Raw genomic sequence first — 11,140 nt, 5'->3', positions numbered from 1 at the left:
CCTCGACACCCCCACCACCCCGAGGCGCCACGAACTGCCGCCCCAACCGCCACGCGAAGACCTGATCCCACCCGACACTCACCATGCGCACCAACCTCTTTCATCGACGGCCCCGATCCCAATCTCAGCAGAGGGGTCCGACAACCTGTCGGCCCGCCACATACAGTCGAAGGCGACGGTGCAGCACACGAAGGGGACACGGATGAGCCATGCGGGAACAGGCATCGTCACCGAGTCCGCGCCTTATCCGACTCGTTGCATCGAATGCGGCACGACAACAGTCGCCACCCTGACCGAGGCGCTGGTAGGCACACACCATCGGTGGGACCTGGACGGATGCTGCTCAGCGTGCGGGGCGGTCTGGACGAACTGCGACGATCCGAAGCTGTCGCGCGCCCGCTTCGAGGTTCGGGAGTGGTCGTGAGTATCCGGAAACTTCACGAGGTCTAGTGTTCGCCGAGCATTTGCGGACGGCTCCTGGAGGGTCTCGTTCTTGTCGGACATCGATGCGAACATATGTTCGTGTCCGACCCCGCCGTCCCGCGCCGCCCACGCATCCAGTCCCGCGACGAGGCGTCGATCCTGCATGCCGATCTGGATTCGTTCTATGCCTCGGTCGAGCAGCGCGATCAGCCGTGGTTGCGGGGCAAGCCGGTGCTCGTCGGTGGTGGGGTGGTGCTGGCCGCCAGTTATGAGGCCAAGGCGTTCGGGGTGCGGACGCCGATGAACGCGGGGCAGGCATTGCGGGTGTGCCCGCATGCGGTGGTGGTGCCGCCGCGGATGTCGGCCTATGCCGAGGCGAGCAAGGCGGTGTTCGCGATCTTTCACGACACCACCCCCATCGTGGAGGGCATCTCCATCGACGAGGCGTTCCTCGACGTCGGTGGATTGCGGCGGATCAGCGGGGAACCGGTCGACATCGCCCGAAGGTTGCGCGAACGTATTCGCACCGAGGTCGGGTTGCCCATCTCGGTCGGCATCGCCCGCAACAAGTTCCTGGCCAAAGTCGCTTCCGCCGTCGCCAAACCCGACGGTTTACGCCTGGTCGAACCCGGCGGCGAACTGGACTTCCTGCACCCGCTGCCGGTCGAACGATTATGGGGCGTCGGCAAAGTCACCGCCGCCACCCTGCACGCCAACAACATCACCCGCGTCGGTCAACTCGCCGAACTCGGCGAAGCCCACCTGCGCGCCATCCTCGGCCCGGCCGCCGCCCGCCACCTGTTCGCCCTGTCGTGGGCCCGCGACCCACGCCGCGTGGAAACCGGCAAACGCCGCCGCTCCATCGGCGCCCAACGGGCGCTGGGCCGCCGCCACCGCGAACCCGACGAGATCGCCGCCTACCTCGACGGACTCACCGACCGCCTCGGCCGCCGCCTACGCGCCGCCGACCGGGTCTGCCGAACAGTGGTGCTGCGCTTGCGTTTCGACGACTTCACCCGCGCCACCCGCTCGCACACCCTCACCGACGCCACCGACGCCACCACCGCCATCCGCCAGGCCGCCCACCGCCTACTCGACACCGCCACACCACTGATCGCCGAACGTGGCATCACCCTCATCGGCCTGTCGCTGACCAACCTCGACGACGCCGACACCATGCAACTGACCCTGCCGCTGGAACCACGCGCCGACAACACTCTCGACGCCACCCTCGACGACCTGCGCCGCCGCTTCGGCTCCGCCGCCGTCACCCGCGCGGCCCTGCTCGATCGCGGCGAGGGTCTGTCGGTGCCGCTGCTGCCCGACTGACCCCCGGCACGACATCCCACCCGCACATACGGCATCCTTGCTGCCGGGGGCGTCGGGGTCCTCCCATCCATCCATCACGAAGAGGACTGCCGCAATGCACTACGCGATCATCGGGTTCCTGACCCTCGCCCTGTGGGTGTACTGCCTCGTCGACATCGTCACCAGCCCCGACGACGGCATCCGCCACCTGCCGAAGATGGGGTGGCTGATCGTCGTCGTCCTGCTGCCGACCATCGGCGCACTGCTGTGGCTGTTCGCCGGACGCCCGATCGGTCCGTCGCGCCCGGCGTCCAATACCCGCTTCAGCGAATACGACCGGCCCGGCCGCCACATCGCCACCAACCCCGACGACGACGAGGCCTTCCTGCGTGGCCTGCGCGAGCGCGCCGAACAGCAGCGGCGTGAGGCCCGCAGGCAACAGCAGCAGGACAACGACGAGGTCTGATCACAGGTTGCGTTTGGGCCGTTTGTCCATCAACCGCAGGATCAACGGTGTGAAGATCAACTGCATCGCCAACTCCATCTTCCCGCCCGGCACCACGATGCAGTTGGGCCGCGACATGAACGAGTCGTGCAGCATCGACAGCAGATAGGGGAAGTCGATCACCTTCGGATCGGCGAACCGGATCACCACGAAACTCTCGTCGGCCGTCGGGATGCTGCGCGCGATGAACGGATTGGACGTGTCGACCGTCGGCACCCGCTGGAAATTCACATACGTCCGGGAGAACTGCGGGCAGATGTATTTCACGTAGTCGGGCATGCGGCGCAGGATCGTATCGATCACCGCCTCACTGGAATAGCCGCGATGGGTCTTGTCGCGATACACCTTCTGGATCCACTCGAGATTGATGATCGGCACCACCCCCACCAGCAGATCCGTGTGCTGGGCGATGTTCACCGAATCGGTCACCGCCGCACCGTGCAGACCCTCGTAGAACAGCAGATCGCTCCCCGGCGCGAGGTCCTCCCAGGGGGTGAACGTGCCCGCTGGCTGCCCGTAGGGTTTGGCCTCCTCGTCGTCGTGCAGGTACTTGCGCACCTGTCCGACACCGGTTTCGCCGTACTCGCGGAACAGCGCCTCGAGCTCGGGCAGCAGGTTCGCGTCCTCCCCGAAATGGGAGAACGTGGTGTTGGCCTGCGCTTCGGCCTCGGCCATCGCCAGTTTCATCTCCGCCCGGTCGTAGCGATGGAACGAATCGCCCTCCACCACCACCGCGCTGATCCCCTCGCGGCGGAAGATCTCCTCGAAAGTGCGTGTCACACTGGTCGTTCCGGCACCGGAGGATCCGGTGATCGCGACGACAGGATGTTTGACCGACATAGGGCGGCTCCTAGGTGCGCTGGTCGTGCTTGGCCGGCCGGAACAGCGAACGTGTCCCGAACAGCGAGCTGTCGAAGCTGGGGCCCTCGTCGGGCTCGGTGTGATACCGCTCGACCCGCAATACCTCGTTGCGGGACCCGAAGATGAACGGCACCCGCTGATGCACCTGCGTCGGTGGCACCAGCATCACCCGCTCGTGCCCGGTGGTGGCGGCCCCGCCCGCCTGTTCGACGATGAACGCGATCGGATTGGCGCCGTACAGCAGCGAAACCCGCCCCGGCCGAGCCGGATTGCGGGTATCACGCGGGTACAGATACATGCCGCCCCTGGTCAGGATGTGGAAGGTGTCGGCGACCAGGGACGCCACCCAGCGCATGTTGAAATCACGGCCCCTCGGCCCGTCCACCCCCTCCAGGCACTCCTGCACATACCGGCGCACCGGCCGCTCCCAGAACCGTTCGTTGGCGGCATTGATCGCGAAACCCGACGTGTCCTGCGGGATCCGCATGCGCGGGTGGGTGAGCACGAACGCGCCGATCTCCCGGTCGAGGGTGAACCCGTCGACGCCGCTGCCGGTGGTGAGCACCAGCATCGTGGCAGGCCCGTACAGGGTGAACCCCGCGCACACCTGCCGCACACCGGGCTGCAGGAAGTCGGCGTCGCACGGTTCGGCGGTGCCCTCGAGCACCTCCTGCGGTGCGCGCAGAATGCTGAAGATCGAACCCACCGGCAGATTCACATCGATATTGCTCGACCCGTCCAGAGCGTCGAACGCCAGCAGGTACTTGCCGCGCCGCTGGGTGGCCGGCACCGCCAACGCGGTGGCACACTGCTCGGACAGCAAACCCGACAGGTGGCCGGTCCACTGTGTCTGGGCAACCATGATCTCGTCGGTCAACGCGTCGAGACGGTCGCTCGCCGACAGCGGCCCGTCCTCGCGTCCCGGAATCGCCCCGCGCGTCACCTGATTGGCGATGATCTTGGTGGCGGTGGCGACCACATTCACCAGCGCGGAGAATTCCCCCGACGACCCGGGATGCCGGTGTTCCTCCTCGATCGTGTAGCGGGTCAGCGTTTTCAAACTGGTCGGCATGGCGGGGCACCCACCTCCTCGAAAACACTGCTGCCCAACACGTCCTCGGCGCACAACGTGACCAGATCCTCACGCGACAACGGCCGACCCGCTTCCACCAGTCGCTTCGCCTGGCGCAACCGGCACCGATCGATCGCATTGCGCACACTGCGCGCGTTGGAGAACCGCGGGCGCGTCATCCGCACCGTCAGATACCGGGAGAACGCTTCACGTGCCGCGGCATCGAACACGAAATTCTCCGCCGCCACCATGAGCTCGGCGATGGCGAGCAATTCCTCCTGGGTGTAATCGACGAACTCCAGATGATGCGCCACCCGCGACGACAACCCCGGATTGGCCGAGAAGAACTTGTCCATCCGATCCGGATAGCCGGCGAAGATCACCACCAGATTCGCCCGCTCGTTCTCCATCTCCTGCAGCAGGATCTCGATCACCTCCTGCCCGTAATCACGTTCGTTCTCCGGACGGAACAGGTAATAGGCCTCGTCGATGAACAACACTCCACCGGCGGCCTTGGCGATCGCCTCCTTGGTTTTCGGGGCGGTGTGACCGATGAACTGGCCCACCAGGTCGTCGCGAGTCACCGTGTGTACCTTCGGTTTACGGATGTAGCCCAGCGCGTGCAGCATCTGCGCCATCCGCAGCGCCACCGTCGTCTTGCCGGTGCCCGGTGGTCCGGTGAAACTCATATGCATCGTCGGGCGCGACGATTCGAGACCGAACCGGCGGCGTGCCCGATCGATCATCAACAGCGCCGCGATCTCACGCACCCGCAGCTTCACATTCGCCAACCCGATCAGCTCGGCGTCCAGCGCGGTCAGGGTCTCGGCCACATCGTGACCGGCCAGATCCTGCGAAAGATCCAGCAACGCATCGGCATCGAGCACTTCCTCGGCCTGCGCCACGTCATCCGCCGGGCGCGACGGCCGGACGTCGGTGACGCCCGGCCGTGGCAACCGGAAACCGTTGGCGGTCCCCTCAGCCCCCATACCGCTGTCCCTGCGGACGTTCGGTGGCATAGGACCGCACGCTGTAGATCTGGCGGCGATCGGCGCCCTCGGCGCGAGCCAGTTCGAAACCGGGCTCCTCGGCCGGACGCTGCACCAGGAAACTCAGCGCCGTCGTCTGCTTGGTGTAGGTGGCGTCATAGGCGTTGACCCGCACATAGTGGCGCGGAAACGTCGACCGGCAGACGTTGATCTCGGCGAGCACCCCATCGGGTTCGTCCAGATCGAACAGCGGCAGACCCCACATCTCCCAGTAGGTGTTGCGCGGATGCGGATCGTCGGTGTACTCGATCGACACCGGCCAGTTGTTGAGCAGCGCATAACGCACCTGGGCGGCGATCTCGGTGTCGGTGAGTTCGGGCAGATACGAGAACGTCCCGTGTCGCAAATACATGACCGGTCTCCCTACAGGCTCGGCGTCGGCACCGCGTCGGGTGCGTCGGTGGACGTGTAATCGAAGGTGACATCACCCCAGGTCGACAGCGCGACCTCGAGCGGGCGGCACGTCGAGGCCGCCGTCCGCAACACATCGGGCCCCTCTTTGAGCAGGTCGCGGCCCTCGTTGCGGGCCTTGACCACCGCCTCGAGCGCCACCCGGTTGGCCTCGGCGCCCGCCGCGATACCGAGCGGATGACCGATCGTTCCGCCACCGAACTGCAGGATCACATCGTCACCGAACAGGTCGAGCAGCTGATGCATCTGCCCGGCGTGGATACCGCCGGAGGCCACCGGCATCACACCGGGCAGGCTCGCCCAGTCCTGATCGAAGAAGATGCCGTTGCTCAGCTGCGCCGGAATGTGATTCTCGCGCAAGGTGTCGTAGAAACCGCGGGTCGTCGCTGGATCGCCTTCCAATTTGCCGACCACAGTTCCCGCGTGCAGATGATCCACCCCGATCAGCCGGCACCATTTCGCCAGCACCCGGAAACTCACCCCGTGTGTCTTCTGCCGGGTGAACGTCGAATGCCCGGCCCGGTGCAGATGCAGTAGTACGCCGTTGCGCCGCGCCCACTTCGACATCGACTGCATCGCCGTATAACCCACGGTCAGGTCCATCATGATCACGACCGACCCGATTTCCTTGGCGAACTCGGCCCGCTCGTACATGTCCTCCATCGTCGCGGCGGTGACATTGAGGTAATGGCCTTTGATCTCGCCCGTTTCGGCCATCGCCCGGTTCACCCCCTCCATCGCGAACAGGTACCGGTCGCGCCAGCGCATGAAAGGCTGCGAATTGATGTTCTCGTCGTCCTTGGTGAAATCGAGGCCACCCTTACAGGCCTCATAGATCACGCGCCCGTAATTGCGGGCCGACAAACCGAGCTTCGGTTTCACCGTGGCGCCGAGCAATGGTCTGCCGTATTTGTTGAGGTATTCGCGTTCCATCACCGTGCCGTGCGGTGGGCCCTGGAAGGTTTTCACATACGCCACCGGAATGCGCATGTCCTCGAGACGCAATGCCAGCAATGGTTTGAACCCGAACACATTGCCGATCACCGAGGAGGTGAGGTTGGTGATCGACCCTTCTTCGAAAAGATCCAGATCGTAGGCGATATAGGCGAAGTACTCGCCCTCGCGGCCGGGCACCGGATCGACCCGGTAGCACTTGGCCTGATACTTCGAATGCGCGGTGAGCCGGTCGGTCCACACGACAGTCCAAGTGGCAGTGGAGGATTCACCCGCCACCGCGGCCGCCGCCTCGATCGGGTCGACACCGGGCTGCGGGGTCACCCGGAACACGGCGAGCACGTCGGTGTCGGCGGGCACGTAGTCGGGCGAGTAATAGCCCATCGAGGCGTAGGACTGTACGCCCGGATCCCAACGATCCCGTTCGGTTTCTTCCGCCATGGTTCCTCCTGTGGAATCCGCTGTCCCGTAGCGAATTCCAGGATGGGGGGCACCGGCCGGGGAAACAATCAGAATGTTTCCGACAACGCTCAACCGAAACGTTGAGTTTGCTACCGTCGGGTATGGGCAGGGTCAGTTCGGGTCGGATGGAAACTTTCCTCGCTGTCGCCCGCCTGGGATCCATCCGCCGTGCCGCAGCACAACTCCACGTCACCGAAGCCGCCGTCTCGGCCGCCGTCACCCATGTCGAAAAGCAGCTCGGCGCCAAACTGATCGTTCGTTCAGGACGGGGTATCGCGCTCAGCGAAGCGGGCCGGGTGTACGCCGAATACTGCCGGGGGATCCTCGGTCTGATGAAGGAGGCGCACGCCGCCGTCCGGCAGGCCGACGCCGGGCGATTACGCATCGGCGTCGTGGCGACCGCGGGCGAATCCGTGGTGCTGCGGCCGCTCGCCTCGTTTCGCCGCCGCTACCCCGATGTGGAACTGAGCCTGTCGATCCAGCCGCGCGACGTGCTCTTCCTCGAATTGCAGCACCACGAAACCGATCTCGTCATCGCCGGGCGCCCGCCGCACGACGCGGGCCTGGTCATCCAGGCGCGCCGCCCCAGCACCCTGGTCGTCGTCGGCACCGACAACCCCGACCCGCGCCACACCACCTGGCTGCTGCGCGGCACCGGTTCGGGCACCCGCGAAGCCACCCTCGCCCTGCTCGACCGCCTCCAGATCGACCCGCCCACCCTCACGCTCGGCTCCCACGGCGCCGTCATCGCCGCCGCGCGCGAAGGCCTCGGCATCACCCTCATCCACTCCGACGCCGTCGGCGAACACCTCCGCTCCGGCGCCCTGCACACCATCGACGTCCCCGGCACGCCCCTCGATCGTCCCTGGCACGCCGTCACCACCCCCACTCCAACCCTCACCACCCGCCTGTTCCTCGCCCACCTCATCGACCCCGCCGAAACAGGCCCGGCCGATGCCTTCCACGCCGCCATCGGCCCCTGATCACGGTTCTCGAAACGGACTTCGGGGGCGTTACGCCGGGGCGGTCTGCGATCGGAGCCGTGGCGGTCGGTCCCGGTCGAAGAAGCCGTGGACGGGGGCCTGTCCGATGAGTACCGTCGTCGGGCAGGGGGCGAGATCGTCATCCGGTCGAATGAAGGGGTGGGACATGGCAACCGAGGTGAAACTTTCCGGGGACGCACTCGAACTACCGGGCGGGGTGCGCGTGACATTCGTGCGGACCTTGCGGCTGCCCGAGACGGGCACCTACCCGTTGCCGCCGGGGCTCGGCACCTTCCCGCTGAGGCGGGTCGCCGACTACCCCGACACCGTGCCCGAGGAATGGCGGGAACGCGGCGGGGTGATGCTGCCGGTCTACCAGCGCGAGGCCCTGTGGTTGAAGTTCACCGCCACCACCCCGGCCGCTTTGAAGGTGGCAGTCGGCAAGGTGTGCGCGGTGTCGGGCAAGCCGTGGAGCGATGTGCTGGGCAAGGACCCGCAGAACTACCTCCCCCTGCCCGACCAACCGTGGCTCGACGGCATCAACTCCGGTGACGGTGTCGTGCGCCAGTTCGTCGCGGTGCCGATGGGACTCGGCGCGACAGTCGAAGGTCAGGTCACCGGCGCCGAGCAGTGGGGTGGGGTGCAGTTGGCGGTGCACGGGCTCACCGAAACGGCGCTCGCGACCTGGCGCAGGCAGCAGGAAGAGGCCCGCCCACGGCATTTGCCGACTCCTCCACCGGGCGGTAATCCACCTTGGGCGACAACTGCTTACAGCGCTCCGATGTCGGTGAGTGCCCCGCCGTACGGTGCCGCGGTCGCAGGTGCGCCTGCGGGAAGTCCGGTCGGCGCTCCCCCTCCCGTAGCGCCCGGCAGTGCGCCCGCCCCGTCCGCCGCACCCAGGCCGTCCGGTGCGCCCGGTGGCGCCCCCGCCGGTGCCGCCCGAAAAGCTCGAGGCCGCGCACGCCCGCAAGCCAGATCAATGGGTCTCGGCGCCGGCGGCACGATGCGCCAGGAGATCTACGCCGATCACCGCCCCGTCGACGACTATCACCGCGAAGCCGACGCCCGGATCTTCGTCCACCTCGCCTCCGCCGCCGAATGGGAACAGATCACCGGCGAACCGGCCCCCTCCACCCCCGTCACCGCGCAGTCCTACGCCGAACACGGCCTCCCGTGGTTCGACTACTACGCCGCCGACGCCGAAGACCTCGGCCCGGCCGCCGAGCTCGCCGCCGTCAAGCCCACGGGCAACTGGCTGGCCGACGAACAGCCGAACCCGCCTATCGAAGACGATCTTCCGGTGATCCCATTGGGCCACAAGGCAGTTCAAGACGGGAACTGGTAGCCGACGGTGAGCGCACAGTAGTGGTTGGCAGGCTGCGGCCGCAGCTTCCCTTTGGCGCCGGTCGAAGACCGGAGTTCTCCGGCAGCCGATCCTGGGCCGCCGGTTCCTCGACGAGCAGTTCGGCAACATCGACGGACATTCGGCCGCAATTCAGCCGACGCATGTCAAGGCGGGGCCTAGGGGTTCGATTCTCCTAGGCCCCACAGTCAGTGCCCGACGGAGTCGGTTCAGTTCCGGGTCGGAGACCATCGCGACCAGCTCGGCATAGGCGACGATCTCGTCGACGGACGGATCACCGGGCGGCTCCGGCACATTCCAGTAGATCCACCCTTCGACATCGCCCGGCGGTATCGGCGCGAGCGCACGCAACCAGAACCGCACCAGACAGTCGTGCGCCGCCCCGCCACCCTGCACGGCCGCCAGCAGAGCCAGCCGCGCGATGTCCAGAAGATGGAGGTCGAACAACCCCAGCTCGCCGCCGAAATGGCCGCCAAGCTCAAAGACGAACCGGCACGCTAGGAGCACACCGGTGAATAGGCGGGCGGTGGTGGGAGATTCGGATATCGGCTGTTCGGCCGAACCCGCCACCACGCCTGCCGACCCGACGTACGATCCGTTTGTGGCCGAATCAGATCGTTCCACCCCGCTGCGTGTGCTGGTCTACAGCAATGACGCCGATACCCGTCAACAGGTGATTCTTGCGCTGGGGCCACGGCCCCGGCCGGATCTACCGGAGCTCGACTACCTCGAGGTCGCGACCGCGCCTGTCGTCATCGAGCAGATGGATGCCGGTGGGATCGATCTCGCGATTCTCGACGGGGAGTCCGTGCCCGCGGGCGGGCTCGGGATCGCCAAGCAGCTCAAGGACGAGATCGAGCAGTGCCCGCCGGTGGTCGTGCTCACCGGCCGGCCCGACGATGCCTGGCTGGCCAACTGGTCGCGGGCCGAGGCCTCGGTGTCGCACCCGATCGACCCGATGCAGCTCACCCGCGCGGTCGCGGGCGTACTCCAGGCCCGCTGAACGCAGTGTCCTGTTCCGTCGCATAGTCGACGCCACCCCCATACCCACAGAACCACTGGTAACCCCAGTGGTTCTGTTGTGTGTGCACCGAGCGGATTACCACCGTTTCGCTCATGAATCTCGGTACTGAAATCGATCAAACAGTCCCTCGAAACGCGCGGCGCACCCCTGAAAGAGCGATAGTCTGTGCTCTAGCTCACACGAGCGCGGGTTCTGTATAACGCTCCGCCATCGCTGCACAGCGGGCGAGGCCCCGGTTCGGCGGACAACGTTGTCGGCCCCGTCTCGCCGAAAGCTGCCGTCCGCGGCCGCGCCACACGGCATGGCCTGCTCCAGCGAGGAGGGGAAGTGCAGTCGTGAACATCGAAGTGCCCGCACTCGTACTCGGCGCCATCGCCGCGGCGTTCGCGGTGTTCTCCGTCATCATGGCGGCGCTGGTCGGCCCGAAGCGATACAACCGGGCCAAGCTCGAACCCTACGAATGCGGCATCGAGCCCACACCGCACGCCATCGCAGGCGGTCCGGGAGATGTTGGGGGCCAACGCTTCCCGGTGAAGTACTACCTCACCGCGATGCTGTTCATCATCTTCGACATCGAGATCGTGTTCCTCTACCCGTGGGCCGTCCATTTCGACGCCCTCGGGTTGTTCGGGTTCGCCGCGATGGCGCTGTTCATCGTCAATGTGTCGGTCGCCTACGCCTACGAATGGCGCCGCGGCGGCCTCAGCTGGGAATGAGTGGGAAAT

12 protein-coding genes are annotated in these 11,140 nt (G+C 66.4%); 6 read left to right on the top strand and 6 right to left on the bottom strand.

The features are described 5' to 3' along the window. Positions 1 to 516 precede the first annotated feature (516 nt). Together dinB and HYG95_RS07480 are read left to right on the top strand one after the other, a co-directional pair. Positions 517 to 1,752 carry a DNA polymerase IV gene (gene dinB, locus HYG95_RS07485; protein WP_181697255.1) on the top strand — a complete coding sequence of 412 codons (1,236 nt, stop codon included), beginning with the start codon at positions 517 to 519 and terminating at the stop codon, positions 1,750 to 1,752. A gap of 94 nt (positions 1,753 to 1,846) precedes the next feature. Then, positions 1,847 to 2,197 carry a PLD nuclease N-terminal domain-containing protein gene (locus tag HYG95_RS07480; RefSeq protein WP_067489970.1) on the top strand — a complete coding sequence of 117 codons (351 nt, stop codon included), beginning with the start codon at positions 1,847 to 1,849 and terminating at the stop codon, positions 2,195 to 2,197. Here the strand turns inward: HYG95_RS07480 and HYG95_RS07475 are convergent, their stop codons facing one another. The 5 genes from HYG95_RS07475 to HYG95_RS07455 are packed head-to-tail and all read right to left on the bottom strand — an operon-like array spanning position 2,198 to position 7,024. After that, entirely contained in the window at positions 2,198 to 3,076 is an 879-nt protein-coding gene (locus HYG95_RS07475) for a phosphoribulokinase (RefSeq protein ID WP_181697254.1), read from the bottom strand. It lies immediately after the preceding gene. A 10-nt stretch (positions 3,077 to 3,086) separates the two neighbouring features. Further along, the gene (locus HYG95_RS07470) at positions 3,087 to 4,169 is read right to left on the bottom strand and encodes a class 1 fructose-bisphosphatase (protein WP_181697253.1); all 1,083 of its coding nucleotides are present in this window, start codon (positions 4,167 to 4,169) and stop codon (positions 3,087 to 3,089) included. Continuing rightward, a complete protein-coding gene (locus tag HYG95_RS07465) occupies positions 4,154 to 5,158 on the bottom strand; it encodes an AAA family ATPase (RefSeq protein WP_181697252.1) in 1,005 nt (334 codons plus the stop codon). Before HYG95_RS07465 ends, HYG95_RS07470 begins: the two co-directional genes overlap by 16 nt. Further along, positions 5,148 to 5,570 carry a ribulose bisphosphate carboxylase small subunit gene (locus HYG95_RS07460; RefSeq protein WP_181697251.1) on the bottom strand — a complete coding sequence of 141 codons (423 nt, stop codon included), beginning with the start codon at positions 5,568 to 5,570 and terminating at the stop codon, positions 5,148 to 5,150. The genes HYG95_RS07465 and HYG95_RS07460 overlap by 11 nt, the downstream gene beginning before the upstream one ends. An 11-nt stretch (positions 5,571 to 5,581) precedes the next feature. Beyond that, positions 5,582 to 7,024: a form I ribulose bisphosphate carboxylase large subunit gene (locus HYG95_RS07455; RefSeq protein ID WP_181697250.1), complete on the bottom strand. Its 1,443-nt coding sequence runs from the start codon at positions 7,022 to 7,024 to the stop codon at positions 5,582 to 5,584. Positions 7,025 to 7,170: 146 nt separating this feature from the next. Here HYG95_RS07455 and HYG95_RS07450 point away from each other — a divergent pair, with 146 nt between their 5' ends. Beyond that, positions 7,171 to 8,028, top strand: coding sequence for a LysR family transcriptional regulator (locus HYG95_RS07450; RefSeq protein WP_067490379.1), 858 nt, complete (start codon positions 7,171 to 7,173; stop codon positions 8,026 to 8,028). A 166-nt stretch (positions 8,029 to 8,194) separates the two neighbouring features. Continuing rightward, a complete protein-coding gene (locus tag HYG95_RS07445; RefSeq protein WP_181697249.1) occupies positions 8,195 to 9,373 on the top strand; it encodes a hypothetical protein in 1,179 nt (392 codons plus the stop codon). Between the two features lie 150 nt (positions 9,374 to 9,523). Here HYG95_RS07445 and HYG95_RS07440 read toward each other — a convergent pair whose 3' ends face one another. Then, a complete protein-coding gene (locus HYG95_RS07440) occupies positions 9,524 to 9,964 on the bottom strand; it encodes a hypothetical protein (protein WP_181697248.1) in 441 nt (146 codons plus the stop codon). Between the two features lie 28 nt (positions 9,965 to 9,992). Between HYG95_RS07440 and HYG95_RS07435 the strand changes: the two genes are divergently transcribed. Both HYG95_RS07435 and HYG95_RS07430 read left to right on the top strand, forming a co-directional pair. Further along, positions 9,993 to 10,394, top strand: coding sequence for a hypothetical protein (locus HYG95_RS07435; RefSeq protein ID WP_067983753.1), 402 nt, complete (start codon positions 9,993 to 9,995; stop codon positions 10,392 to 10,394). Positions 10,395 to 10,750: 356 nt separating this feature from the next. Next, positions 10,751 to 11,131, top strand: a complete 381-nt coding sequence (locus tag HYG95_RS07430; protein ID WP_181697247.1) for an NADH-quinone oxidoreductase subunit A — start codon at positions 10,751 to 10,753, stop codon at positions 11,129 to 11,131. The last annotated feature ends 9 nt before the right edge of the window (positions 11,132 to 11,140 follow it).

The sequence above is a fragment of the Nocardia sp. GTS18 genome (assembly GCF_013839555.1).
Taxonomy (GTDB): domain Bacteria; phylum Actinomycetota; class Actinomycetes; order Mycobacteriales; family Mycobacteriaceae; genus Nocardia; species Nocardia rosealba.
Note: the sequence above shows the minus strand (reverse complement) of the source record. Positions and strands in the feature narration are given on the sequence as shown.

Excerpts from the sequence above, each read along its gene's own strand:
- HYG95_RS07445 (WP_181697249.1), top strand. The coding sequence starts at position 8,195 with ATGGCAACCGAGGTGAAACTTTCCGGGGACGCACTCGAACTACCGGGC.
- HYG95_RS07475 (WP_181697254.1), bottom strand. The coding sequence starts at position 3,076 with ATGTCGGTCAAACATCCTGTCGTCGCGATCACCGGATCCTCCGGTGCC.
- HYG95_RS07480 (WP_067489970.1), top strand. The coding sequence starts at position 1,847 with ATGCACTACGCGATCATCGGGTTCCTGACCCTCGCCCTGTGGGTGTAC.
- HYG95_RS07460 (WP_181697251.1), bottom strand. The coding sequence starts at position 5,570 with ATGTATTTGCGACACGGGACGTTCTCGTATCTGCCCGAACTCACCGAC.
- dinB (WP_181697255.1), top strand. The coding sequence starts at position 517 with ATGTTCGTGTCCGACCCCGCCGTCCCGCGCCGCCCACGCATCCAGTCC.
- HYG95_RS07455 (WP_181697250.1), bottom strand. The coding sequence starts at position 7,024 with ATGGCGGAAGAAACCGAACGGGATCGTTGGGATCCGGGCGTACAGTCC.
- HYG95_RS07470 (WP_181697253.1), bottom strand. The coding sequence starts at position 4,169 with ATGCCGACCAGTTTGAAAACGCTGACCCGCTACACGATCGAGGAGGAA.
- HYG95_RS07465 (WP_181697252.1), bottom strand. The coding sequence starts at position 5,158 with ATGGGGGCTGAGGGGACCGCCAACGGTTTCCGGTTGCCACGGCCGGGC.
- HYG95_RS07450 (WP_067490379.1), top strand. The coding sequence starts at position 7,171 with ATGGAAACTTTCCTCGCTGTCGCCCGCCTGGGATCCATCCGCCGTGCC.